Source organism: Streptomyces sp. NPDC014882 (assembly GCF_043081325.1).
Lineage (GTDB): Bacteria > Actinomycetota > Actinomycetes > Streptomycetales > Streptomycetaceae > Streptomyces.
This window is the reverse complement of sequence record NZ_JBIBWL010000005.1, coordinates 45,496-68,027: the sequence shown is the minus strand read 5'-3', so window position 1 is coordinate 68,027 and position 22,532 is coordinate 45,496. Positions and strand designations below refer to the sequence as shown.

Sequence of the window (22,532 nt, the reverse complement as noted above, 5' to 3'; positions counted from 1 at the left end):
AACGGCCGGTTCGCCGTCTCCCACGGAAGGGTGAAAGCCGTGGCTCGCGCGATGCGGGCATGCTAGCGCACCGGCTCGGCCTCCCCCGGCGATCCGCCCCGGCCGCCCGGCCGCCCGGCCGCCCAGAGGATCCGCCCCGCCCCGCCCGCCCGGCGATCCGCGAGAGCGCTCGGGAGGGGAAGGGCACGCTCCTGTCGTCGGCGCTCCGAGAGCTCCCCGGCGTCGCCGCTGCCGCCCTGGCGCGGACACGGCCGGGTCTGCCGGGTGTGCCGGCCGTGCCGGGTGTGCTGGGTGTGCTGGGCGTGCGGCTCGTGCTCATGGCGGGGAGGGGCGTCCGCACCCGGCACGGCGGGCCGGCCGTCGGGGCCGCCGTCGTGCCGGTGGTGATGACGGCTCAGGCGTGACGTCTGACCGCGGCCAGCACCGGTTCCAGCGAGTCCACCACGTGGGTCGCGCCCGCGCCCCTGAGCCGTTCCTCCTTCTTCGGGGTGCGGGCGTAGCCGAGGAAGGGCACCCCGGCCGCCCGGGCGGCGAGGCAGTCCGACGGGGTGTCGCCGATCATCAGCGCGGCGGACGGCGCGGCGCCCACGGCGCGCAGGGCCCGGTGCAGGCAGTCCGGGTCGGGCTTGAGGAGGTGCAGGTCCCGGGTGCGGCCGTAGACGTGGGGGGCGAAGCAGGAGGTGAGGCCGCGGCTCGCCAGGTACGCGGTGACGACGCGCGGCGAGTTGTTGGTCGTGACGGCCAGCCGGCGGCCCACCGCCGCCAGGGTGCGGATCAGCGGGTCGGCCCAGGCCGTGGGCATCGCCGAGGCGGCGGCGCGCAGTTCCTCCTGGGTGAGGCGCTCCTCCAGCTCCGCGACCAGGTCGCTGCCGGGGTGGCGCAGGTCCACGGCGCGCAGGACGGCGTGGGGGTCGGGGGACTCCCGCTCGTCCTCCGTGAGCAGGCCCCGCAGCCCCTGGGCCTCCAGCCACTCCACCAGGCCGACGGCCACCCGCTCCGCCGAGTGCCCGGCGAACAGCCGGCAGACCGGTCCGTCGAAGTCCCACAGGACCACGCGGGCGGGCGTGAGCAGTTCGTCCAGCGCCGGCTTCCGGTCGTCGTCGGTCTCGGATGCCACCTGTTCGGTCCGCGTCGTATCAGAAGTCACTAGGAGAGTGTCAGGTCCGACGTGATGGTTTCCCAGAGGGCGTCGAACCACTTCTGGGATTCGTCGACGAAGGTGGCCTCGCGCGCGCCGGTCGCCCTCTCGAAGGAGAACAGCAGCGACTCGGTGCCCAGCACGTCGTACATGTCGAGCACTCCCGTGTCCGTCGGCTCCTCCCGGCGCGTCACCATGTAGTACGCCAGCAGCGCCTCCTGCCCGTTGAGGAGATACAGCTTCACCGGCGGGGTGAAGGGCAGCGCCCGGAAGGACACGCTCACGTCGATGCCGTGCGAGCGCAGCGTGAGCAGGTTGTGGCGCAGGACGTGCCCCTGGGCGTTGCGCATGGCCAGCCAGCGCTCGTGGACGGGGTCGCCGCTCCCGCTCGCGTCCACCGGGACCGGGAAGGCGAGGTTGATGTCGCGCGACGGCAGCAGGATGCGGACGTCGATCTTCCGCGGTCGGAGGCTGCCGCCGTGGATCAGCCGGAGGGGTTCGCCGAGGGCCGGGATGAGGCTCTCGGCGGTGAGGCAGGCGGCGTCGATGCGGACGTGCGGGGCGGAGAAGGCCGCGGTCAGCCGGGGGGCCAGGGCCACCATGGTGGGCCTGGGTTCCTCCCGGGCCGGGGTCTGCTCCGCGATGCGCGGGGGGCTGCCCTTGCTCACGTGGGTGAGGAGACCGTCGTCCTGGAGCGCGCGCAGGGCCTGGCGCACGGTACCGCGCTCCACGCCGAACTCGTCGGCGAGTTCGGCCTGCGTGGGCAGCCGGTCGCCGGCCCGGAGATCCCCGACGCGGATGCGTTCGCGCAGGACGTCGGCGATCTCCTGGGGCGAGAGCCTGCGGCTGCCGTTCACTGCCACGTTCGCTGCCGCGTTCTCCTGGGTCACGACCAAACGGTACAACTTCGATCCATCTGGCGGGAGTTACCCGGAAGTTGTTTAGTGTTTGTCGCCAAACGGGTTCAACATGAATGGAGTTGGCTGCCAGCTTTGACGAGTTGGCGGATGTCCCGTCTCCGCACCTCCCCGCGCTTCCCGCCTCACGAAGGGAGGAACACCGGGCCCGCCGTCAGCTCGTGAGCACCAGTTCCGAACTGATCGTCTCCCACAGGGCGTCGAACCACAGCATCGACTGTTCCACGAAGGTCGTGTCCCGCGCCCCGGCGCCCTGCGCGAAGGGGAACAGGACCGAGCGCGTGCCCTCGGCGTCGTACGTCTCCAGCCGCTCGTGGTCGATCTGCTGCTCGTGCCGCTCGACCGTGTAGTAGGCGAACAGCGCTTCCGTCCCGTTGAGGAGGTACAGCTTGACCGGCGGGGTGAAGGGCAGCGCGCGGAAGCTGACCCGGACGTCGATGCCGTGGGTGGCGCGCAGCGTCAGCAGGTTGTGCCGCAGCACCTGGCCCTGGGCGTTGCGGTGGGCGAGCCAGTGCCGTTGCAGCCGGCCGGTCGCCGCGCCGTCCACCGCCGCCGGGAAGGCCAGGTCGATGTTCCGCGACGGCAGCAGGACCCGGACGTCGATCTTGGCCGGTTTCAGCTCCCCCGCGTGGATCCGGCGCAGCGGTTCGCCGATCGCCAGCGTGAGCGACACGGCGGTCAGGCACAGGGCGTCGATCTCCACGTGCGGGGCGGCGAAGGCCTCCGCGATGCGCGGGGTCAGCGCCACCATCGTGGGCTGCGGCGGGGCTCCGGGGCCGGTCGGGAGGGCGCCGACACCCGGACCGGGGGCGACCGTCGCCGGCGCGCCCTTGGAGACGTTGGTGAGCAGGCGCTCCGACTGGAGGATGCGCAGGGCCTGGCGGACGGCTCCGCGCTCGATGCCGAACTCGTCCGCGAGCCGCGCCTGGGTGGGCATGCGCTCGCCCGGCCGCAGCACCCCGGTCCTGATCCGGGTGCGCAGCTCGTCGGCCACGTCACGGGGGGACGGCTGCGGTCGCGGCGACCGCTCCGGTCTCTTCCGCCCTTTGACGGAGGCATGTTCCGTCTCCACGGCCAAACAGTACAACTTCCCGCCATCTTGCGGCAGTTCACGGAGAGATGGTTATAGGTCGCTTCCAAGCGGACATAAGAACAGTGAAGTTGGCTGCCAACTTCGACAACGTGGTCAAACTTCCAGACGGTTGGCCAGTCGGGCTCCCTTCCGGAGGGGAGCCGGGAGCCCGGAGGGCCGGCACCGACGCACAGCCACAACTTCACAGCTCCGCACAGCCACAACTTCACAGGGCACCAGCGCACAGCCACAACTGAACAGCTACGGATGCAGGACCCGCAGGGACGGCCGGCCGCACGGTCGTGGCAGGGAGGAGACGTCAGAACATGTCCGGGCACCAAGGGCGCCCGGGCGTACGCAGCAGGGCGTCGGCCTCCAGGGCGGCGCCCGCTCGTTCCTCTCCGAGCCGTCCCAGCGCCGCCAGCCGCGGCGCCGACTCGTCACCCAGCCACAGCGAGGCCAGCACGGCCACGTCCAGGGTGAGGTCGGCGGCGCGGCCGGTCGGCGTGCACGACGCCCCGTCGGGGCCGGCCTCCAGCAGGAAACGACCCCCGGTGTACCCGGCCCGGTCGGTCACCTCCAGCACCAACGAGCCCGACCCGCCGTACGTGCGCGCCTCCAGGGCCCGTACGACGTCCAGGATCCGCACCCACAGCCAGTCCGCCTGCGTGGTGACGCGCGCGGCCCGCGGGTCCGGCAGGAAGTGCGGGAGGAGGTCGTCGGGAGCGCGGGGGCCCGACTTGACCCGCACCACCCAGTCGATCGAGCAGAGGTAGTGCCACAGGGCGCGCTCGGCGGCCGGGGTCGTGGCGATCAGCCACTCCACCGTCGCCGTGTTCAGCGGCTGCTTGGCGTCGCCCCAGTGGTCGTCCGCCTTGTAGGAGACCAGCCCCTGCACCTCGCCGTCGGCCGAGCGGTAGGCGGCGTAGAACGGCTCGCTCCACTCGCCGAACCCGCGCAGCACACCGGTGTCCGTGTCCCACCACACGTCGGTGCGGCTGACCGCGCCGGGCAGGCCGCGGCGCAGCCGCCCGTGCAGTTCGGGGCCGATCTTGCGGACCTCCTCCGGGCCGACGAGGTCGATGCGGCCGCCGTCCCCGGGACCCGGCCAGTTCGGGTCGAGGCCGGTGCGCGGCACGTCGACCGTCCACTCGGCGGCACTGGTGGCCGGGCCGAAGCCGTAGCGGCCGTAGATGCGGTACTCGGCGGCGATGAGGGTGGCGACGACGTCGCCGCGGTCCTTGGCGGCGGTCAGGTCCTCCGTCATCAGGCGGGTGAGGATGCCGCGGCGGCGGTGGGTGGGCAGGACGGCGACGTTGGTGACGGCGTCGGCGGGCACCGTGGCGCCACCGACCACCGTCAGCTCCTGGGGGAAGGAGCGGAAGGTGGCCACGCACGCGCCCGCGTCGAAGGCGCCGTAGGTACGGGAGCCGACGTGCGCGGTGCGGCGGGCGGCGACGTCGGCCTCGGTGACGGTGGGGGCGCGCAGGAAGCCGGTCTTCGCGGTGCGCATCCAGGCGGGGAGTTCGGCGTCGGTGATCGGGCGTACGTCCATGCCGGCGGGGGTGGTGGTCATGGGGTCACGGTAGGGGGGGAGGGGAGGGCGGGGCGGGGAATTTTTCCGCCCCCGCCCCGCCCTCCCCTCCCCGCGCCGTCCCTCCCCCGTCGCCGGCGGGTTCACACCAGGAGGTCGTCCACCTGGGCCTCGCCGTCCCGGTAGCGGCGGGTGATCTCCTCGCCGCACCCGTCGGCCGTGCGCTGGAAGTGCTGGCGGCGGCGGGAGACGTACTGCTCGTAGCCGATGAGGCGGGCCATCGCCTCGTGGAGTTCGGGGTCGGTGCGGGCACCGAGGTCGGAGAGTTCGACCTCGGAGAGCATCTCCGACGCCAGGCGCCGGTACTCCTCGCCCTGCGGGGTGCCGAGCGTGACGTGCCGGGCGGAGGAACGGTGCCGGGCCGGGGCGTCGGTGAGGATCTCCGGGAGCCGGTCCACGACCGACGCCGCCCCGGCGGGGGACCGCCGGGCGAGTTCCGCGCCGAGGATGTCGATACGGCCCTGCAGCAGCCGTCGTACGTAGCTGAGGTCGGCCTCGTCGCGCTGGGCGTCCCGGCGCAGGGTGCGCAGCTCGGGCAGGCTCAGCCGGGCCAGCTCGTGCGGGGGCGGTTCCGCCGGCGGCGGGCAGGGCGGACTGCCCCTGCGCTGCGCGGGCGGACGCTGGGTGGTCAGGCCCAGCCGCCCGGTGCTCGGTGTGCTCATGTGCTCTACCCGTCCCCTCGACCGGCGTGTGGGAAGCATCGTGCCACTCCGCGTGGTCCTCCGGTGACCGAGTGCCCCCGAACGGCCCAGACGGCGGCAACGGGATCGGAGCGGAAGCCCCCGCGGAGGCCCCCCGGCCGCACGGCATGATGGGGCGCATGCGTGCAGTGGTGCAGAGAGTGGACGGCGCGAGCGTCGTCGTGGACGGCGAGACCGTGGGGTCGATCGAGGGCGAGGGCCTGTGCGTCCTGGTCGGGGTCACCCACGACGACACCCCGGAGAAGGCGGCTCAGCTGGCCCGCAAGCTGTGGTCGATCCGCATGCTGAGCGACGAGCGGTCGTGCAGCGACGTCGACGCCCCGCTCCTGGTGGTCAGCCAGTTCACGCTCTATGGCGACGCCCGCAAGGGCCGCCGTCCCACCTGGAACGCGGCCGCCCCCGGTGAGGTCGCCGAACCGCTCGTCGACGAGGTGGTCGCCCGGCTGCGCGCGCTGGGCGCGACGGTGGCCACGGGCCGTTTCGGCGCGCGGATGAGGGTGTCGCTGACGAACGACGGCCCGTTCACCGTGCTGATCGAGATGTGAGGGAGGCGGCCCGGGCCGGGGCGGCCTCGGGGGCCCGGGCGCCGGGGCGGCCTCGGGACGGGGTCCTCAGGGACGGGGCGGGCGCCGGGTCGGCTTGGGGAGCGGGTCGGCCCGGGCCGGGGCCGGCCCTCAGGGCTCGACCACGACCTCCTGTGCGGCCGCCGTGGTGTCGGCGAGCAGCGGCGCGTCCAGGGGGACGTTCCGCTTGACCAGGGCCAGCGCCACCGGGCCCAGCTCGTGGTGGCGCACCGAGGTGGTGACGAAGCCGATCCTGCGGGCGTCGGGGCCCTCGTCGGCACGGCGCAGCTCGGTCCCGGCGGGGGGCAGGTGCACGTCGCTGCCGTCGAGGTGCAGGAAGACCAGCCGGCGCGGCGGCTTGCCCAGGTTCTGCACGCGGGCGACGGTCTCCTGACCCCGGTAGCAGCCCTTCTGGAGGTGCACCGCGGTGCCGACCCAGCCCAGCTCGTGCGGGATGGTGCGGTGGTCGGTCTCGAAGCCGAGGCGGGGCCGGTGCTGCTCCACGCGCAGGGCCTCGTGGGCGAGGATCCCGGCGGCGGGGCCGGCCTTCGCGGCGTACGACTCGAGGTCCGCGCGCGGCAGGAACAGATCACGGCCGTACGCGGTCTCGCGGACGACGACGCCCTCGGGGACCTCGGCTATGGAACCGGCGGGCAGGTGCACGACCGCGATGTCGGCCGTGCGGTCGGCCACCTCCACCCGGTAGAAGAACTTCATCGACTCCAGGTACGCGATCAGCGCGTCCTGGGTGCCGGGTTCGACGTGGGCCCAGACGGTGCTGCCGTCGTCCACCAGGTAGAGGGCGTGTTCGATGTGGCCGTTCGCGGAGAGGATCAGCGCCTCGGTGGCGCGGCCGGTGGGCAGGTCGCTGACGTGCTGGGTGAGCAGGAGGTGCAGCCAGCTCAGCCGGTCGTCACCGGAGACGGTGACGACTCCGCGGTGCGAGAGGTCGACGAAGCCGGTGCCCTCGGCGAGGGCGCGCTGCTCGCGGAACAGGTCGCCGTAGTGGGCGGCGACGCCTTCGTCCACGCCTTCGGCGGGGACGGCGCCGGGCAGGGACAGCAGAGGGCTCTTCATGGACGCAAGCCTACGACCCGGTGGGCGGACCCTCTCCGGTCGCACCCTCGTCGGCGCCGGCCGCGCAGTCCGCGCAGCGGCCGAAGATCGCGAAGTGCTTCATGTCGGTGTCGAAGCCGAAGGTCGCGCGGAGCTTGGCCGTGAACTCGGCGGCCACCTCCACGTCCGCCTCGATCACGTTGCCGCAGTCGCGGCAGACCAGGTGGATGTGGTGGTGCCGGTCGGCGAGGTGATACGTCGGCGCCCCGTGCCCGAGGTGGGCGTGGCTGACCAGCCCCAGCTCCTCCAGCAGCTCGAGCGTGCGGTAGACGGTGGAAATGTTGACCCCCGACGCCGTCTTCCTCACTTCCACGAGGATGTCGTCGGGGGTCGCGTGCTCCAGGGTGTCCACGGCTTCGAGGACGAGTTGCCGCTGCGGGGTCAGCCGGTAGCCGCGCTGCCGCAGATCGCTCTTCCAGTCGGTGCTCACCACGCTCCCCAGTCTAGGGTGGCCGGGCCCGGTCATGGCTCGGCCGACAAGACGCCGTTCATCAGGGCATCGGCGAGCACGCCACGGTAGGCGCGGGTCGCGCGGGCGATCTCGTTGTGCGCCTGGATCTTGTCGTCGAGGGCGGCGAGCGTGGCACCGATCGCCGCCTGCTCGGCAGCCGGCGGCAGGAGGACGGGCAGTTCGCTCAAGGTGCGGATGCTCAGCGAGGGGATGACCGATCCGGACGTCCGGTCCCTGATCCACTCCTGTGCCGCCGTCGCACTCAGATAGGCGGCAAGGTACGCGGCTCCGACCGGCCCCGCCTCCGGCAGCCTGAGCCGGACCAGGTTGGGATGGAACAGCCAGCCCACGTGCTCCCCGGTGACCAGGGCGCAACGGCCCACGGTACCGGTCCGGGTGAGCAGAACGTCCCCTTCGGCCAACTCGTACTTCGCCAGCGTGCGCGCTCGGTCCCAGGGGATCACCGGTACGGCCGCGGCGTCCTCGACGGTGACGATCCGCCGGCCGCGCAGGTCGCGGGGCAGTACGAGGGGGGTTCCGCCGTCCGCCCGGGTACGGCCCTTGTCCTCAGCACGTTGGGTCGGGCCCGTACTGATGGACAGGCACAGCTCTGCCAAGGACCGGCGCGACCAGCCGGGCGGTGGCACGAGTTCGTCAGCCGTCCTCACAGTCCGTACCTCCCGAGCCACCCGGCCGCTTCGGCGTCGGCCGCCTCCGCTCGCGCGTGCAGACTCGCGATCTCATGGGACAGCCTCGCCAGGACGTCCCGGGTCTCGTCCGGGCCGGGTGCGCCGGCGGCCGAACCGTGGCCTGGCGGCCGGACATAGCGTGCGGGATCCAGACTGTGGCGGTGCTCCACGATGCCTGGCACCGGCACAGCCCGGCTCAGGCCGGGGGTGCCGGGGAAGCAACGGCCTGCCGAGCGAGCCCTGTGCCACGACACGTACTCCCCCACCAGCCGGGCGACGTCGTCGTCGGACAGGGTCCACTGGGTCCGGGTGAGCCGGTGTCCCAAGTGCTCACCCGCCACGAACAGGACCTTGGGGTCGGCCGCCGTGGTGGACCCGGGCGGGCGAAGAAACCAGATCTGGGTCTTCACGGCGGTGAGCGTGAACAGCCCGGCGGGGAGCGCGATCACGCACTCCACGGCACCGGCCTCGACCAGCCCGGCCCGTACGGTCTCGGCGGCCCCGGCGTTGAAGGAGGCTCCGGCCGGCAGCAGTACGGCGGCCCGTCCTTCCGGAGCCAGCAGCGAAACGACGTACTGCAGCCAGTCGAACTCGGTCCGGCGGGCAGCACCGTAGGTCCAGTACGAGGGCGGAGCCACGTCCTCCAGGCGTCGGCCGAAGGGCGGGTTGGTCAGCAGCACGTCGAAGGCGCCCGGGGGGTCGGCGAAGGGGGCGAGCGCCGGGGTAAGCCGTCCTTCGCCCAGCCGCACGGAGCCACCGTGGTGCACCCGCAGGTTCCATTCGGCCACCTGCCGTTCCAGGCGCTCGGGCACCCGGCCCCGGACCTGGGGCAGCGCACTGCCGCACTGCGCTGCGACCGCGTCCAGGTAGGCGACGAGCAGCTCTCCGGTACGGCCGTACGGATCGTGCACGCGCACCGCACCGGGCCGTACGGCGGCCAGTGCCCCGGCCATGACGCGGCTCACGGAGGGCGGGGTGAAGAAGGCGCCGCCCTCGCGCGCGTAAGCGGCCCGCCAGAGCACCAGAACGTGGTCGAAGGCCGCTCGGCTCTCCTGCGCGGAGCCTGCGGGGGTGCGGCCGAGCGTGTCGGCGAGCTCGGCCAGCAGGTGGCGCGGAAACACGTCCTCCGGCAGGTCGTGTTCCCGGTCCGACTCGCGGAACGTATCGACTGCGTTCGCCAAACCGTCGTCGGGTTCCACGATCTGGTTCATGACGAGGTACAACAGCCAGTAGAGGTAACGGTCCAGGGGCATGGACCCCCGCAGCCGGTCCGCTTCCGGTCCGGCGAACCGCTCGACCGCCCGGAGCAGGCCGCCGACGGCGCCTCCGGACAGCCCCGCGCGGAACCGGTCGCCGTAGGTCGTGCCCGCAGCCTCGCCCGGACGCCGGGCGTTCGCGGGGACGGCCCGCTCGGAGAGCCAGGCCAGCACGTCGTCGGCGCGGAACCGCTCGATGTCGGCGCCGGGGTTCACCGCCGTGGGGAAGTTCGCGTGCCGTCGCTCCCAGTTCGTGACGGCGGGGCGCTTCACGCCCGCGAGGCGCGCGATGTCGGGCCGGGAGACGAGCACACCGGGGAACGCGCCGTCGGCCCCAGCGGCGGGACGCGTGTCGAAGTCGGTCACGGTCTCTCCCCGAGTCAGAACTGCGGCGGCGTGCTGCCGCGGAGAGCGGCTCGCCGACCTGCCAGAACAGCCGGAAAGCGGTCCATGGCTCGTGCTTCCGCAGCCATTTCGGGGCTGAGGTAACCGAGCACGCGGTAGATCTTCGCATGGTCGGCGGCGAGGTGCCGGTGGAAGACGGGCTCGTGATGCATGATCCGGTTTCGGAACCGGACCAGCGAGAGCAGGGCGTCGTGCAGATCCGCCCGGCGTCCCCTGTAGTGCGGAAACGCCTTGTGTACGACGGGCACCCAGAACCCTCGGTCGTAGCCCCGCGCACCGCTGACGAGGGAGATCCAGAAGCCGAATGACAGCTCGGCGACGATACCGTCCACGGATGCCGGAGCGGTTCCGTTGCGCTCGCACTTCTCGCGCGCCTCATCGACGAGCCGAAGGCCGTTGCGGTTCAGCGGCGCGTTCGACCACCAGTCCGGGCGACGATGATGTTGTGCGAGCTGGTCGTTGAGGGCGTTGCGAAGTGTGACTTCAAGGCAGTGCAGGGGGCCGTACAGCGCGGCCGAAGCCGCTACGTTCCACCAGTACAGGCGCATCGCCACTGCGGTGTCACCGTTCGCCGCCGCGAGATAGGAAGCCATGCGCGGCTTGGAGAACGCTTTCAACAGCCATACGGGCAGACGGTCGTCCATGTTTTCCCCCTTGCTCGGCGACAGGTACGCGCACCCATAAGTACGCTGTGGTAGCCTGCCTGATGTAAGCCCCGAGTCCGCCTCTGCTTCGCATGCCGCTCAGGGCACGGCTTTCGAAGTCCCGACCGCAGTCGTGTTGCGGTCGGGACTTCTTGCATACACGGACTCCCGCGAAGACATCCCCACTGTAGATGCCCGGCCACGCACTACGCAACCGCATTGCCCTGCTGCTCGAACTGTTAACCCCTTGAGCGAAACAAACCCCGCTGACAGGAGCAGCGGGGTCCGAGAAGGAGGTGGGGCCTACTTGAAGAAGGCGATGCCGTCGTCCGGCATGTCGTCCGGGAGGGCCTTCGCCCAGCGCTCGACCTCTTCCGGGGTGACGACCTTCTTCAGGTGGGCCGACATGTAGGGGCGCAGCTCGACCTCGGGGGTCTGCTTCTCGCCGACCCACATCAGGTCGCTCTTGACGTAGCCGTAGAGCCGCTTGCCGCCCGTGTAGGGGCCGGAGGCGGCCGTGCGGGCCACCGCGTCCGTGACCAGGTCGATCTGGGGCTTCTTGTCGGCCATCTCGCCGTACCAGATCTCGACGACGCCGTCGTCGCGGACCATCGTCACCTCGACCTTGCGGTCGGCGTCGATCCGCCAGAAGCCGGACTCGGTCTCCAGGGCCCGGACCTTGTTGCCGTCCTGGTCCAGGACCCAGGTGCGGGAGTGGTACTCCAGGAAGTCCCGGCCGTCGTGCGTGAAGGTGGCCTCCTGCCCGAAGTTGCACTTCTCGGCGCCGGGGAAGTCGTGCACGCCCGCGCCCGCCCAGGTGCCCAGCAGGAAGGCGAGGGGGACGAGGTCCTTGTGGAGGTCGGACGGGATCTCGATCATCGGTGGTACTTCCTAGACGTGGGTCAGCGCTGGCCCTGGTACAGCTTCTTCACGGTCAGCCCGGCGAAGGCGAGGACGCCGACGCAGACCAGGACCAGCAGGGCTTCGAAGAAGATCTCCACGGGGTGCTCCTCGGATGAGCGTGCTTCGGGGTTACGTACTACAGGGCCGGGCCCCAGCTTACGCGGCCGGGGGCCGGCCCTCCCTGCGAGGTGGCCCTCGCCGGCGTCACCCCAGCAGCTGGCTCTGCAGCGTCACCGTCTGCTGGAAGGGGACGGCCGCGGCGGTGCCCTTGCGGGACTGCACGACCAGGGCGTGGACGTCACCGGCGGCGATGTGGGCGAACCGCACCTGTTCCGGTCCGTACGGCTCGGTCTCGGTGTAGGGGACGTTCTGCACCTCCGGCACCGCGGCGCGCTCCGGGAAGTCCTCGTCGTACTCGGCCTCGGCGGCGCCCCGCACCTGGTGGACGGGGGGCGCGAAGGCGACGGCCTCGCTCGCCAGCAGCTGGTCCACGACGGCCGCCGTGTCGAACTGGAGGAGGTAGACGCGGGTCCGGGTGCCGTCCGGGGTCGTCCAGCCGCGGGCGGCGATGTGCCGCAGCCCGTGGTCGACGAGCTTCTGGCCCAGCTCCTCGCGGTGCTCCTCCTGCTCGTACTCCGCGAGGTAGTCCTTCGTCGCCAGCCAGCCGTCCGAGCCGCGCAGCGCCTTGTCCTCCGTGGCGCCCCGCGGGGCGGGCAGGAGAAGGGCCCGCAGGTCGGCGTGGTGGGTGCCGGCCGGGTTCGTCCCGGCGAAGGGCCCGGGACTGCCCGAGGGCAGCGGCGGTTTGCTGAGCGTCGGGTACGCCCACCGCCCGTCCGACTCGGTCGCCAGTCCCGGCACGTCCGTGCGCTCCATCGCGGCGATGCCGTACGCCGACCCGGTGCCGACCGCCGCGAAGACGACGACGGCGGCGGTCCACCGCAGCACGGCCCGCAGGACCCTGCGGTCCTTGGGGGCCGGGGTGGGGCCGGGAGCAGGGACGGAGGCGGGATCGGGAGTGGGGGCGGGATCGGGAGTGGGGGCGGGATCGGGAGTGGGGGCGGGGGACTCGGTGACGTCCACGGCTTCCGTGGCCTCCGTGAGTCGCTGCTGCTCGGTCATACCGCCTCCCCGGGCTTCGCCACGCGGTCGAGCTGCGCGCGCAGAAACGCCGCCACGTCCTTGGTGTCGATCGGCTCCACTCCCTGCGCCGTGGCGCTGACCAGGACGTTCCCGACGTAGGCGGAGCAGTACATCGCGCTGAGGCCGCTGTCGTCGTCCTTGGGCGGGAGGAAGCACTTGGCGTTCTTGTGGCCCTTGATCTCGGGGCCCTTGCGGAAGATGTCCAGGGCGTCCAGGAAGTCGCTCTGGAACGTGGCGATCTCGCGGACCGCCGCCTTGCTGTCCAGCTGGGAGAGCACGACGCTCACCGAGTAGACGTCCTCGTTGGAGGAGTAGGTGTCGGCCGGGCGGTTGTAGTAACTACGCATCGCCATGCCCTGGATGCGCTGCTTGTCGATCTGCTTCTCCAGCCGCAGGCGCTGGGACCGGGGCAGGTCGCTCAGCGACTTCTTGCGCAGGGCCGTGGCCTGCGCTCCGCTGAGCTGGACGTCGGAGCCGAACTCGTCGAGGTCGGGCCCTCGCGTCCAGCCTTCGGTGCCCCCGTACGGCAGGAGCATCCCGGCGAGGCCCTGTCCGCGGGCCGCCTCCGGCTCGTCCGCCGTGACCGCGGGGAACTTCCAGCCGGGCGCGCCCGCGTCCCGGTCGGCGTCCCGCACGATCACGACCGTGGTGCCGACGCCGGCGACGACGGCCCCGGCGAGCAGCAGGGCCCCGGCGGCCAGGGCGACGCGCCGCCCGTTCGGACGCCGCCCGGCGGGGACGGACGCCCCGGGGTCGGGGGACGCCGAGGCCTCGGGGGACGCGAGGGTCTCCGCGGGCACGGGAGTCCCGGGGGACACCGAGGCGTCGGAGGACACCGGGGTCGCCGGGGACACCGAGGTGTCGGAGGACACCGGGGTCGCCGGGGTCGCCGGGGTCACCGGGGTCTCCATGGACGCCGGGGTCTCCGTGGGTGCCGCGGTCGTCACGGGCGGCTCCGCCGGAGGGTTCTCCTGCTCGCTCACAACTGCTCCATCTGCCGGCGGGCCAGATCCATGATCTTGTTCTTGGGGATCGCCTTGGTGCCGGAGACCCATATCTCCACCGTCACGTCACCCCGCCAGGCGTGCGCCTCGGCGGTGTGGACGGGCAGGTAGCCCGGCTCGGTCTCGGGCTTGCGGTGGACGTACACCATGCCGTCCCCGGTGCCGGGGAGGTCCCAGCTGTCGGTGGCGGCCTCCTCGTCGGCCCAGTGCTGGTTGTTGTCGCTGTAGTCGGCGGCCCCCAGGAGCTCCTCCTGCCGGAACTGCACCAGGCGGATCTCCACGGTGTACGTCTCGCCCTCGGACCAGCCGGTGACGGCGGCCCTCCGGAACTCGTCCTCGACGAGGCCGGGGAACACGTCGTCCGGTTCCTCGTACAGGCCGGCGTAGCCGCTCATGTCCATCCAGCCGTCCAGGCCCTCCAGCCACTCGGCGTCCTTGGCGCCCTTGGGCTTCTTCAGCAGCAGCTTCCGCAGGTCGCCGTCGGTCCGCAGCCTGCGGTCCTGGGCGGCGGACAGCGGTTCGGGTCCGGGCCCCTTCGCCTGCGTGAGGACCGGCTGGGACAGCGGCGGCAGCTTCGTCGGCTCGCGGCCGGCCTGGACCAGGTAGCCGGTGCAGGTGCCGGCGACGACGCCGAGCGCGGCGGCCGCGGCGATCAGCAGCGTGGTGCGGCCCCGGCGGCGGGGCCGGGGCGCGGCGGCTTCCCGGCCGGCCGGTCCGGCCTCCGGTTCCGCCGTCCCCTCGGGTTCTTCCACAACGTCCCCCTCATGACGTGAAGCGCGCGTTCCGTATGCGCGCTCCACAGGTGACTCACGGTCGGCTGAGGGAGTTGTGGCGATCTTGATTACGATTCGGGCATGGCGAAGAAGCTCGTGATCAAGGTGACGGCGGGGGCCGACGCTCCCGAACGGTGCTCGCAGGCGTTCACGGTGGCGGCGGTCGCCGTGGCCAGCGGGGTGGAGGTCTCCCTGTGGCTGACCGGGGAGTCCGCCTGGTTCGCGCTGCCGGGCCGGGCCGCCGGGTTCGAGCTGCCGCACGCCGCGCCGCTGCCCGACCTGCTCGACTCGCTCCTGCTCGGCGGCCGGGTCACGCTGTGCACGCAGTGCGCGGCCCGGCGGGACATCACCGAGAAGGACGTGCTGGAGGGCGTACGGATCGCCGGGGCGCAGGTGTTCGTGCAGGAGGCCCTCGCGGACGGGACCCAGGCGCTCGTCTACTGAGGCGCGCCGAGGCTTACGGGGGAGGCGCGGCGAGGCACCGGGAGGCGCGGGAAGGTACAGGAAGGCACGGGGAGGTGCCGAGGGACTCCGGGGCGGCTCCGCGGTCCTACCGGTGCCGCTTCTTCCCGTCCAGTTCGTCCCACCAGTCGTCGGACTCGGGGTCCCCGGACGGGTCGTCCCACCAACGGTCCTCGGGGCCCCGCCGGTTGGCGACGACCGCGGCCACCGGCGGGATGACCATCGCGACCACGCACATCCCGACGGCCACCGGGACCGACCAGAGGCGTACGACGCCCCAGGCCAGGACGAACAGCGCGATGCAGGTGCCCATCATGGCGAAGTAGGCGTGCCGGCGGCGGGCGTACATGGCTCCAGGGTAGGCCGGTCCGGGCGGTCCGGCGCGAGGCGGACGGGAGCCGGAAAAGCCGCAGGACCGCACCTCAGGTGTCCAACCCGAGAGGTGCGGCCCCGCGGCCGGCTGTGTCCGTCGGCGGACGTCTGCGGACGTCTGCGTCCGTCGGCGGATGTCTCAGACGGCGATCGCGACCTCCGCGAGGCCGCCCTGCTGGGCGACGACCGTGCGGTCGGCGGTGCCGCCGGGGACGAGGGCGCGCACGGTCCAGGTGCCTTCGGCCGCGTAGAAGCGGAACTGTCCGGTGGCGGAGGTGGGGACCTCCGCGGTGAACTCGCCGGTCGAGTCGAGCAGTCGGACGTAGCCCGTCACCGGCTCGCCGTCGCGGGTCACCTGACCCTGGATGGTGGTCTCACCGGGCTTGATCGTCGAGGCGTCCGGGCCGCCGGCCTTCGCTCCACACATGTCTTTCTCCAGAGGGGGTCTGACCAGAAGGTCGGGTCGGTGGGGTTACTTGCCGGCGCCGAGCTCGATCGGCACGCCGACGAGGGAGCCGTACTCGGTCCAGGAGCCGTCGTAGTTCTTGACGTTCTCGACACCGAGCAGCTCGTGCAGCACGAACCAGGTCAGGGCCGAGCGCTCACCGATGCGGCAGTAGGCGATCGTGTCCTTGGCCAGGTCGATCTGCTCGTCCTCGTAGAGCGCCTTGAGCTCCTCGTCGGACTTGAAGGTGCCGTCGTCGTTGGCGTTCTTCGACCACGGGATGTTGCGGGCGCTCGGGACGTGGCCCGGACGCTGCGACTGCTCCTGCGGCAGGTGGGCCGGGGCGAGCAGCTTGCCGGAGAACTCGTCGGGCGACCGGACGTCGACCAGGTTCTGCGAGCCGATGGCCGCCACGACGTCGTCGCGGAAGGCGCGGATGGCGGTGTTCTGCGGCTTGGCCTGGTAGCTGGTCTCCGGGCGCTCGGGCACCTCCTCGACCAGCTCGCGGGCGTCCAGCTCCCACTTCTTGCGGCCGCCGTCGAGGAGCTTGACGTTCTCGTGGCCGTACAGCTTGAAGTACCAGTAGGCGTAGGACGCGAACCAGTTGTTGTTGCCGCCGTACAGGATCACCAGGGTGTCGTTGCCGATGCCCTTCGCCGACAGGAGCTTCTCGAAGCCCTCCTGGTCGACGAAGTCACGGCGGACCGGGTCCTGGAGGTCCTGGGTCCAGTCGATCCGGATCGCGTTCCTGATGTGGTTCTTCTCGTACGCGGACGTGTCCTCGTCGACCTCGACGACGGCGATGTCCGGGTTGTCGAGGTTGGCCTCGACCCAGTCGGCGTCTACCAGGACGTCGCTGCGGCTCATGCTTGTTCTCCTCCGGGGCAGTTGCGGCGGGGGTGTGCAGAGAAAAGGAGGGTGCGCGGCCGGGTCTCGCCGGCGGCCGGCGCGAGGGCGTCCTCGATCGAGGACGCCGGGAGGACGCGGAAGGAAGGGGGACGCTTCCGCTCAGACAGGGCGACAGAGCATGGCGGCGACGCGGCACAGGTCTACTGCCCGCCGCTTCGTGAGATCCGCCTGTCGCTGCTTCATGCGGTCGATCGTAGGGACGTAGGGGCGGACGTGTCACCAGCACTCCGCATGGTGAGACGCGATCGTCCGAATAGTGAGAAGCAAAGAGCGCCCGGGCCGTCGCCGCACGGCCTCCGGGCGCTCGCTCCTGTCGGTGTCCGCCGTCACATCTGCGGTACGGACGGCGACGTCTCGCCTGTCGGACATCCCTCGTCCACCGCGGGTCGGCTACCCGGCGAGGCGGACGTTCGAACCCTTCACCGTGATCTCCACGCCGTTCTTCGCGGCCTCGACCTTGTCGAGCCGGATGCCGCCGGGCAGGTCGTCGATCTTCTGCTCGAAGTCGGTGATGCCGCGCACCTGGTCCTCGGCGACCTGGAACGGACCGAAGCTGGGCAGGGAGTCGGCGTGCACCCGGACGGTGTCGCCCTCGGCGGTGACCGTGCTGAGCACGGAGACCGGCTGCGGCAGCTTGGTGCCGCCGATGCTCGCCTCGACGGTGACCTTGATCTTGCCGTTGCCGCCGTCGGAGAGGCCGACGACCCGGGCCGTGACCGGGCCGATCTCGGTGGGCTCGGACGCGGCGGTCTTCAGCAGCTCCGCGTAGCCGATGGACGCGGTGCCGGTGGCGCTGGCCGCGGTGGCGGAGCTGTAGTCGCCGGAGAACTCGACGCCCTTCATGTTCGCCCGGAGGTCGGCGATGCGGATCTTCCGGCCCCCGTCGCCGGCGACGGCCTCGTAGTCGTCGATGCCGACCTCGACGTCGTCCAGCTCGCCGCCGACGACCTGGGTGAGGAAGGGGAAGCCCTTGATGGACACGTCCGGGGTGGTGGCGAGGTTCTCGTCGGCCCGGAGCCTGTCCGCGGCCTCGCCCTCGGCGAAGTTGACGGCGAGGCGGTCGGCGAGCACGAACAGGCCGCCCAGGACCACGACGACGACCAGCAGTATTCGAAGTGCTCGCATGCGGTTGTTCCCCCACCCGGACGGCCAGACAGACAGACAGTGACCACTCACGGTAACTCCGCGGGGGGAGGGCGGCCGGAGTTTGTCGATCACCTGTGACACAGGCGACCGGCACGGGCGACCGCCCGCCCGCCCTACGCCAGCGCCCGTCCCAGCACGTACACCGCCGGTGCCGCCGCGGCCAGCGGCAGGGCGACGCCCGCCGTGAAGTGCACGAAACGCGACGGGTAGTCGTAGCTCGCCACCCGGTGGCCGATCAGTGCGCAGACCGCCGCGCCCGCGCCGAGCAGCGCGCCCCCGGTGCCCAGTCCGGTCATCCCGCCGACCGCGATGCCCGCGCCCGCCGCCGCGAGCAGCGCGACGACCACCGAGGCGGGCGTCGGCAGCGGCAGCGCGCGGGCCACCACGGCGACGGCGACCGCGGCGGCGCCGACCGTCACCGCGTCCGGGTCGGCCCCGAGGTGGCCGGTGGCCAGGATCGCCAGGGCGGCCGAGGTCACCGTCGCCGTCAGGCCGTACATGCGCTCGTCGGGATCGGCGTGCGAGCGGAGCTGGAGGACGAGGCAGAGCAGGACCCAGACGCCGAGGGTGCCCAGGATCGCGGCCGGGGCGTTCGCGCGGCCGGCCGCGAGGAGCGCCGCGTCGGAGACCAGCGCGCCGAGGAAGGCGAGCGCGATGCCCTGCCGGGCCGGCCACATGCCGTTCAGCCGGAACCAGCCGGCCGCCGTGACGGCCTGGAGGACGACGAGCGGGACGAGCAGCGCGTACGTGCCGATCGCCGCCGTACCGGACAGGAGCAGACCGAGGAGGGCGGTGAGCGCGGCGGGCTGCATGCCGGGTTCGATGATCGGCGAACGGCCTTCGAGGCGGGCGCGCTGGGCGTCGGTGACGCGCGCGTTGCCGGCCGTCGTGGCGGGCCCGTAGGACGGCCCGGCCCCGCCCTCGGGCGGCACCACGGGGGCGACCGGGGCCGCGTGGGCGGCCTGCGGCCGGCCGTGCGACGCCTCGCGCCCGTACGACGCCTGGCTCCCGTACGACGCCTCGTGCCCGTACGCCACGTGGTCCCCGTACGACGCCTGGTCCCCGGGTGCCACGTGGCCCCCGTACGACGCATGGCTCCCGTGCGACGCCTGGTGTCGGCCCTGCTGCTCCTGCGGATGCCGCGGGGGCGGGCCCTGCTGGTACTGGTTCTGCTGGTACTGGTTCTGCTGGTACTGGCCCTGCTGCGGGTACCGGTCCTGCCCGTGCCCGGGGGGCTGCTGCTGCCAGGCCGGGGCCTCGCCCGTCTGCGGGGGCAGGTACGCCGTCTCGGCCGGGTCCGCCGCCGTGACGGGCGGCTGCACGCCGGTCTCCCAGGTCTCGCCCTGCCACTGCTGCGCGTGCTGGAGGTGGGCCTGCGGGTCCTCGTACCCGTGCTCCTGCCGGCCCGGCCACTCCTGCTGCCGCGGGGCCTGCTGCTGGTACGGGTCGTACCCCTGCGGGTAGCGGCCCCCCTCGTACGGCTGCTGGTCGGTCATCTCACCCTCCTGCGAACGGCGGGAGCACCTCGACCGTGCCGCCGTCGGCCAGCCGTACCGTCTCGTGTCCGCGGGTGCCCACGGGGTCACCGTCGACGAGGAACGAACACCGCTGCAGCACCCGTACGAGTTCGCCGGGGTGCCGCTCACGCGCGGCCCGGAGCGCCTCCGCGAGGGTGTCCGCGTCGTGCGGCTCCTCGGCGACTCCGGCCGCGGCCTTGGCGGCCGCCCAGTAGCGCACCGTGACCTTCGCCATCTCGTCCCTCAGTCGGTTTCTTCGATCGTTCTTCGGTCGTTCTTCGGTCGGCCTGTTGCTTCGACAGGGTCAGGCTAGCCCGCCCGGGCGGCCGCCCAGGCACCGATGCGGTGCACGAGGTCGTCGGCCGCGGCGTGCTCGGCGTGGCCCATGCCGGGCTCCACCCAGAGTTCCCCGTGGCCGCCCGCGGCCTCGGCCAGCATGCGCGGGTGGTCGAGGGGGAAGTAGCCGTCGCGGTCGCCGTGGACCATCAGCAGGGGTGTGGGGGCGATCCGGGGGACCGCCTCCACCGGGGAGAGCGGGACCGGGTCCCAGTCGCGGTCGTGGATGCGGGTGCGCAGGCCGTAGCGGCCGACCAGACGGCCCGCCGGGCGGGTGACCAGCCAGTGCAGCCGGCGCATGGGGGCGGTGCCGCGGTAGTACCAGCGGGCGGGGGCGCTGACGGAGACCACCGCGTCGACCGTGCCGGTGTGCAGGGCCGCGTGCCGCAGCACCACCGAGCCGCCCATGGAGAAGCCGACGGTGGCCACGCGCGGGTGCCCGAGCCGACGGGCCCAGGCGACGGCCGCGTCCAGGTCGAGCACCTCCCGGTCGCCGACGGTGGAGCGGCCGCCGGAGCGGCCGTGCCCGCGGAAGGAGAAGGTGACGACGGCCCCGTACCGGGCGAGCGCCGAGGCGATGCGGCGCACGTGCGGGCGGTCCGCGTCCCCGGTGAAGCCGTGGGCCACGACGAACGCCAGGCCACGGGAGGGTGACTCCGGGGAGTCGTGTACGACCGCACCCGGGTCGTATACGGAATCGACGGAAACCCCGTCGGCCGTGGGCAGAAACGTCCGCAATGGTGCGCCCGTGCCCGTCTCAGGGTTCGGACGAACGGTGGAACGTGCCACATGACCTGCCGGACCGTTGCTCATGTGGGCTATTCTGCTGGGCAGAGGACTCGGGCAGTGAAGCCCCCGGGTCCTTTCGTGCTTTCGGAAGCGTTGTATACGAAGCGGGAAACCGCGGGTGTACGGGGCCCCGGGACGCGCAGAGCAGTGCCGCAACGCCGCAGTGCCGCAAACGTCCTCGCAGGGACCGAGGAGGAACCAGACGTATGAGTTCTCTGCTGCTCCTGACCAACGCCCTCCAGCCGTCGACGGAGGTGCTGCCCGCGCTCGGACTGCTGCTGCACCACGTGCGGGTGGCCCCGGCGGAAGGCCCCGCCCTCGTCGACACCCCGGGCGCCGACGTCATCCTGATCGACGGGCGCCGCGACCTCCCCCAGGTCCGCAGCCTGTGCCAGCTGCTGCGCTCCACCGGCCCCGGCTGTCCGCTCGTCCTCGTCGTCACCGAGGGCGGCCTCGCCGCCGTCACCGCCGACTGGGGCATCGACGACGTCCTGCTCGACACCGCCGGCCCGGCGGAGGTCGAGGCACGGCTGCGGCTGGCGATGGGCCGGCAGCAGATCGTCAACGACGACTCCCCCATGGAGATCCGCAACGGCGACCTGTCGGTCGACGAGGCGACGTACTCCGCCAAGCTCAAGGGCCGGGTCCTCGACCTCACCTTCAAGGAGTTCGAGCTCCTGAAGTACCTCGCGCAGCACCCGGGCCGCGTCTTCACCCGCGCCCAGCTCCTCCAGGAGGTCTGGGGCTACGACTACTTCGGCGGCACCCGGACGGTCGACGTGCACGTACGGCGGCTGCGCGCCAAGCTCGGCCCGGAGCACGAGTCGCTGATCGGAACCGTCCGCAACGTCGGTTACCGATTCGTTACCCCCGAGAAGGTCGACCGTGCCGCCGAGGAGGCCAAGGCCGCGGCGGGCCGGGCAAAGCCGGAAGATGCGGACACCGGGGTGCCCGTGGGCGCCGAGGGGATCTCCGCGGAGGCATAGCCGCCGCTCAGGCCGGGCGTCGCTCCCGCACGGGAAGCCTGCCGACGCCCTGCCCGCGGCGGATCCATCCGCGTAGACTCCGCGCGTGGCCAAGGTAACCAGGGACGACGTGGCGCGGCTGGCGGGGACCTCCACCGCCGTCGTCAGCTATGTCATCAACAACGGACCCCGGCCGGTCGCCCCGGCCACGCGCGAGCGTGTCCTCGCCGCCATCAAGGAGCTGGGGTACCGGCCCGACCGGGTCGCCCAGGCGATGGCGTCGCGGCGCACGGACCTCATAGGCCTGATCGTGCCGGACGCCCGCCAGCCCTTCTTCGGGGAGATGGCGCACGCGGTCGAACAGGCCGCCTCCGAGCGCGGCAAGATGGTGCTGGTCGGCAACTCCGACTACGTCGGCGAACGCGAGGTCCACTACCTGCGCGCCTTCCTGGGCATGCGGGTCTCCGGCCTGATCCTCGTCAGCCACGCGCTGAACGACAACGCCGCCGCCGAGATCGACGCCTGGGACGCCCGCGTGGTGCTGCTCCACGAGCGGCCCGAGGCCATCGACGACGTCGCCGTCGTCACCGACGACCTGGGCGGCGCCCAGCTCGCCGTGCGCCACCTCCTGGAGCACGGCTACCCGTACGTCGCCTGCGTGGGCGGCACCGCCGAGACGCCCTCCGTCGGCGACCCGGTCTCCGACCACGTCGAGGGCTGGCGGCGGGCCATGGACGAGGCCGGCATCCCCACCGAGGGCCGGCTCTTCGAGGCCCCCTACAACCGTTACGACGCCTACAAGGTGGGGCTGGAGCTGCTGGCGGGCCCGGACCGGCCGCCGGCCGTCTTCTGCTCCACCGACGACCAGGCGATCGGTCTGCTGCGGGCGGCGCGCGAGCTGCGCATCGACGTGCCCGGCGAGCTGGGCGTGGCCGGCTTCGACGACATCAAGGAGGCCGCGCTCGCCGACCCGCCGCTGACCACGGTCGCCTCCGACCGCTCGGCGATGGCCCGCGCGGCCGTCGACCTGGTCCTGGACGACGGGCTGCGGGTCGCGGGCTCGCGCCGCGAGCGGCTCAAGGTGTTCCCGTCCCGCCTGGTGGTCCGCCGCTCCTGCGGCTGCGAGTGATCCCGCGCGCTCCCGGCCGGGCCGCATGAGACCTCCCTGAGAGCGACCGCCCCCGCGCGACCACCTCTCATCTCGGGCGTACGAGGTTCTGCCGGG

27 protein-coding genes are annotated in these 22,532 nt (G+C 72.4%); 5 read left to right on the top strand and 22 right to left on the bottom strand.

Annotated features, from left to right (window positions below; all coding sequences use genetic code 11):
* Positions 1-275 precede the first annotated feature (275 nt).
* The gene (locus ACF09K_RS13905; RefSeq protein WP_392243317.1) at positions 276-404 is read left to right on the top strand and encodes a hypothetical protein; all 129 of its coding nucleotides are present in this window, start codon (positions 276-278) and stop codon (positions 402-404) included.
* Here ACF09K_RS13905 and ACF09K_RS13900 read toward each other — a convergent pair.
* The 5 genes from ACF09K_RS13900 to ACF09K_RS13880 form a co-directional block, all read right to left on the bottom strand.
* Positions 395-1,198, bottom strand: a complete 804-nt coding sequence (locus ACF09K_RS13900; protein ID WP_392243315.1) for an HAD family hydrolase — start codon at positions 1,196-1,198, stop codon at positions 395-397. The two genes, ACF09K_RS13905 and ACF09K_RS13900, sit on opposite strands and share 10 nt — an antisense overlap.
* On the bottom strand, positions 1,147-2,034 hold the full coding sequence (locus ACF09K_RS13895) for a GntR family transcriptional regulator (protein ID WP_392243924.1): 888 nt from the start codon (positions 2,032-2,034) through the stop codon (positions 1,147-1,149). Before ACF09K_RS13895 ends, ACF09K_RS13900 begins: the two co-directional genes overlap by 52 nt.
* 175 nt (positions 2,035-2,209) lie before the next feature.
* Positions 2,210-3,133 carry a winged helix-turn-helix domain-containing protein gene (locus tag ACF09K_RS13890; RefSeq protein WP_392243313.1) on the bottom strand — a complete coding sequence of 308 codons (924 nt, stop codon included), beginning with the start codon at positions 3,131-3,133 and terminating at the stop codon, positions 2,210-2,212.
* A 313-nt stretch (positions 3,134-3,446) separates the two neighbouring features.
* Entirely contained in the window at positions 3,447-4,703 is a 1,257-nt protein-coding gene (locus tag ACF09K_RS13885) for a GNAT family N-acetyltransferase (protein ID WP_392243312.1), read from the bottom strand.
* Positions 4,704-4,804: 101 nt separating this feature from the next.
* Entirely contained in the window at positions 4,805-5,383 is a 579-nt protein-coding gene (locus tag ACF09K_RS13880) for an aerial mycelium formation protein (RefSeq protein ID WP_392243310.1), read from the bottom strand.
* Positions 5,384-5,541: 158 nt separating this feature from the next.
* Between ACF09K_RS13880 and dtd the strand changes: the two genes are divergently transcribed.
* Positions 5,542-5,967 (top strand): D-aminoacyl-tRNA deacylase, encoded by a 426-nt coding sequence (dtd, locus tag ACF09K_RS13875; RefSeq protein ID WP_392243309.1) that lies wholly within the window; start codon positions 5,542-5,544, stop codon positions 5,965-5,967.
* A gap of 129 nt (positions 5,968-6,096) precedes the next feature.
* On the opposite strand, the gene ACF09K_RS13870 is transcribed toward dtd, so the two are convergent.
* The 9 genes from ACF09K_RS13870 to ACF09K_RS13830 all read right to left on the bottom strand — a co-directional run bounded on the left by ACF09K_RS13870 (position 6,097) and on the right by ACF09K_RS13830 (position 14,345).
* On the bottom strand, positions 6,097-7,062 hold the full coding sequence (locus ACF09K_RS13870; protein WP_392243308.1) for a YgfZ/GcvT domain-containing protein: 966 nt from the start codon (positions 7,060-7,062) through the stop codon (positions 6,097-6,099).
* A 10-nt stretch (positions 7,063-7,072) separates the two neighbouring features.
* Positions 7,073-7,534 (bottom strand): Fur family transcriptional regulator, encoded by a 462-nt coding sequence (locus tag ACF09K_RS13865; RefSeq protein WP_392243306.1) that lies wholly within the window; start codon positions 7,532-7,534, stop codon positions 7,073-7,075.
* Positions 7,535-7,563: 29 nt separating this feature from the next.
* Entirely contained in the window at positions 7,564-8,220 is a 657-nt protein-coding gene (locus ACF09K_RS13860; protein WP_392243305.1) for a restriction endonuclease subunit S, read from the bottom strand.
* On the bottom strand, positions 8,217-9,863 hold the full coding sequence (locus ACF09K_RS13855; RefSeq protein ID WP_392243303.1) for an N-6 DNA methylase: 1,647 nt from the start codon (positions 9,861-9,863) through the stop codon (positions 8,217-8,219). The genes ACF09K_RS13860 and ACF09K_RS13855 overlap by 4 nt, the downstream gene beginning before the upstream one ends.
* 14 nt (positions 9,864-9,877) lie before the next feature.
* On the bottom strand, positions 9,878-10,546 hold the full coding sequence (locus ACF09K_RS13850) for a hypothetical protein (RefSeq protein ID WP_392243301.1): 669 nt from the start codon (positions 10,544-10,546) through the stop codon (positions 9,878-9,880).
* Positions 10,547-10,849: 303 nt separating this feature from the next.
* The gene (locus tag ACF09K_RS13845) at positions 10,850-11,425 is read right to left on the bottom strand and encodes an FABP family protein (protein ID WP_392243300.1); all 576 of its coding nucleotides are present in this window, start codon (positions 11,423-11,425) and stop codon (positions 10,850-10,852) included.
* 228 nt (positions 11,426-11,653) lie between these two features.
* Positions 11,654-12,568, bottom strand: coding sequence for a hypothetical protein (locus tag ACF09K_RS13840; RefSeq protein ID WP_392243298.1), 915 nt, complete (start codon positions 12,566-12,568; stop codon positions 11,654-11,656).
* Positions 12,565-13,572: a hypothetical protein gene (locus ACF09K_RS13835; RefSeq protein ID WP_392243297.1), complete on the bottom strand. Its 1,008-nt coding sequence runs from the start codon at positions 13,570-13,572 to the stop codon at positions 12,565-12,567. Before ACF09K_RS13835 ends, ACF09K_RS13840 begins: the two co-directional genes overlap by 4 nt.
* Positions 13,569-14,345: a hypothetical protein gene (locus ACF09K_RS13830; protein ID WP_392243295.1), complete on the bottom strand. Its 777-nt coding sequence runs from the start codon at positions 14,343-14,345 to the stop codon at positions 13,569-13,571. Before ACF09K_RS13830 ends, ACF09K_RS13835 begins: the two co-directional genes overlap by 4 nt.
* 102 nt (positions 14,346-14,447) lie before the next feature.
* Here ACF09K_RS13830 and ACF09K_RS13825 point away from each other — a divergent pair, with 102 nt between their 5' ends.
* A complete protein-coding gene (locus ACF09K_RS13825; RefSeq protein WP_392243293.1) occupies positions 14,448-14,810 on the top strand; it encodes a DsrE family protein in 363 nt (120 codons plus the stop codon).
* 106 nt (positions 14,811-14,916) lie between these two features.
* Here ACF09K_RS13825 and ACF09K_RS13820 read toward each other — a convergent pair whose 3' ends face one another.
* From ACF09K_RS13820 to ACF09K_RS13785, 8 genes are all read right to left on the bottom strand, one after another.
* A complete protein-coding gene (locus ACF09K_RS13820) occupies positions 14,917-15,177 on the bottom strand; it encodes a DUF3099 domain-containing protein (protein ID WP_392243291.1) in 261 nt (86 codons plus the stop codon).
* Between the two features lie 162 nt (positions 15,178-15,339).
* Complete coding sequence (locus ACF09K_RS13815) at positions 15,340-15,627, bottom strand: DUF1416 domain-containing protein (RefSeq protein ID WP_004986406.1); 288 nt, start codon at positions 15,625-15,627, stop codon at positions 15,340-15,342.
* A 45-nt stretch (positions 15,628-15,672) separates the two neighbouring features.
* Entirely contained in the window at positions 15,673-16,512 is an 840-nt protein-coding gene (locus tag ACF09K_RS13810; RefSeq protein ID WP_392243290.1) for a sulfurtransferase, read from the bottom strand.
* A 141-nt stretch (positions 16,513-16,653) separates the two neighbouring features.
* Positions 16,654-16,737: an Ms5788A family Cys-rich leader peptide gene (locus ACF09K_RS13805; RefSeq protein ID WP_353850233.1), complete on the bottom strand. Its 84-nt coding sequence runs from the start codon at positions 16,735-16,737 to the stop codon at positions 16,654-16,656.
* 207 nt (positions 16,738-16,944) lie between these two features.
* Positions 16,945-17,679, bottom strand: coding sequence for a DUF2993 domain-containing protein (locus tag ACF09K_RS13800; protein WP_392243288.1), 735 nt, complete (start codon positions 17,677-17,679; stop codon positions 16,945-16,947).
* Positions 17,680-17,813: 134 nt separating this feature from the next.
* Positions 17,814-19,196: a hypothetical protein gene (locus ACF09K_RS13795; protein WP_392243287.1), complete on the bottom strand. Its 1,383-nt coding sequence runs from the start codon at positions 19,194-19,196 to the stop codon at positions 17,814-17,816.
* A gap of 1 nt (position 19,197) precedes the next feature.
* Positions 19,198-19,452, bottom strand: a complete 255-nt coding sequence (locus ACF09K_RS13790) for a MoaD/ThiS family protein (RefSeq protein WP_392243286.1) — start codon at positions 19,450-19,452, stop codon at positions 19,198-19,200.
* A gap of 74 nt (positions 19,453-19,526) precedes the next feature.
* Complete coding sequence (locus ACF09K_RS13785) at positions 19,527-20,366, bottom strand: alpha/beta hydrolase (RefSeq protein WP_392243284.1); 840 nt, start codon at positions 20,364-20,366, stop codon at positions 19,527-19,529.
* Positions 20,367-20,548: 182 nt separating this feature from the next.
* Between ACF09K_RS13785 and ACF09K_RS13780 the strand changes: the two genes are divergently transcribed.
* Both ACF09K_RS13780 and ACF09K_RS13775 read left to right on the top strand, forming a co-directional pair.
* A complete protein-coding gene (locus ACF09K_RS13780) occupies positions 20,549-21,328 on the top strand; it encodes a response regulator transcription factor (RefSeq protein ID WP_392243283.1) in 780 nt (259 codons plus the stop codon).
* 85 nt (positions 21,329-21,413) lie between these two features.
* A complete protein-coding gene (locus tag ACF09K_RS13775) occupies positions 21,414-22,436 on the top strand; it encodes a LacI family DNA-binding transcriptional regulator (RefSeq protein ID WP_392243281.1) in 1,023 nt (340 codons plus the stop codon).
* Positions 22,437-22,532: the final 96 nt, after the last annotated feature.

Excerpts from the sequence above, each read along its gene's own strand:
- ACF09K_RS13800 (WP_392243288.1), bottom strand. The coding sequence starts at position 17,679 with ATGCGAGCACTTCGAATACTGCTGGTCGTCGTCGTGGTCCTGGGCGGC.
- ACF09K_RS13805 (WP_353850233.1), bottom strand. The coding sequence starts at position 16,737 with ATGAAGCAGCGACAGGCGGATCTCACGAAGCGGCGGGCAGTAGACCTG.
- ACF09K_RS13840 (WP_392243298.1), bottom strand. The coding sequence starts at position 12,568 with ATGACCGAGCAGCAGCGACTCACGGAGGCCACGGAAGCCGTGGACGTC.
- ACF09K_RS13845 (WP_392243300.1), bottom strand. The coding sequence starts at position 11,425 with ATGATCGAGATCCCGTCCGACCTCCACAAGGACCTCGTCCCCCTCGCC.
- ACF09K_RS13795 (WP_392243287.1), bottom strand. The coding sequence starts at position 19,196 with ATGACCGACCAGCAGCCGTACGAGGGGGGCCGCTACCCGCAGGGGTAC.
- ACF09K_RS13780 (WP_392243283.1), top strand. The coding sequence starts at position 20,549 with ATGAGTTCTCTGCTGCTCCTGACCAACGCCCTCCAGCCGTCGACGGAG.
- dtd (WP_392243309.1), top strand. The coding sequence starts at position 5,542 with ATGCGTGCAGTGGTGCAGAGAGTGGACGGCGCGAGCGTCGTCGTGGAC.
- ACF09K_RS13885 (WP_392243312.1), bottom strand. The coding sequence starts at position 4,703 with ATGACCACCACCCCCGCCGGCATGGACGTACGCCCGATCACCGACGCC.
- ACF09K_RS13790 (WP_392243286.1), bottom strand. The coding sequence starts at position 19,452 with ATGGCGAAGGTCACGGTGCGCTACTGGGCGGCCGCCAAGGCCGCGGCC.
- ACF09K_RS13870 (WP_392243308.1), bottom strand. The coding sequence starts at position 7,062 with ATGAAGAGCCCTCTGCTGTCCCTGCCCGGCGCCGTCCCCGCCGAAGGC.
- ACF09K_RS13810 (WP_392243290.1), bottom strand. The coding sequence starts at position 16,512 with ATGAGCCGCAGCGACGTCCTGGTAGACGCCGACTGGGTCGAGGCCAAC.
- ACF09K_RS13785 (WP_392243284.1), bottom strand. The coding sequence starts at position 20,366 with ATGAGCAACGGTCCGGCAGGTCATGTGGCACGTTCCACCGTTCGTCCG.
- ACF09K_RS13815 (WP_004986406.1), bottom strand. The coding sequence starts at position 15,627 with ATGTGTGGAGCGAAGGCCGGCGGCCCGGACGCCTCGACGATCAAGCCC.
- ACF09K_RS13850 (WP_392243301.1), bottom strand. The coding sequence starts at position 10,546 with ATGGACGACCGTCTGCCCGTATGGCTGTTGAAAGCGTTCTCCAAGCCG.
- ACF09K_RS13825 (WP_392243293.1), top strand. The coding sequence starts at position 14,448 with ATGGCGAAGAAGCTCGTGATCAAGGTGACGGCGGGGGCCGACGCTCCC.
- ACF09K_RS13880 (WP_392243310.1), bottom strand. The coding sequence starts at position 5,383 with ATGAGCACACCGAGCACCGGGCGGCTGGGCCTGACCACCCAGCGTCCG.
- ACF09K_RS13820 (WP_392243291.1), bottom strand. The coding sequence starts at position 15,177 with ATGTACGCCCGCCGCCGGCACGCCTACTTCGCCATGATGGGCACCTGC.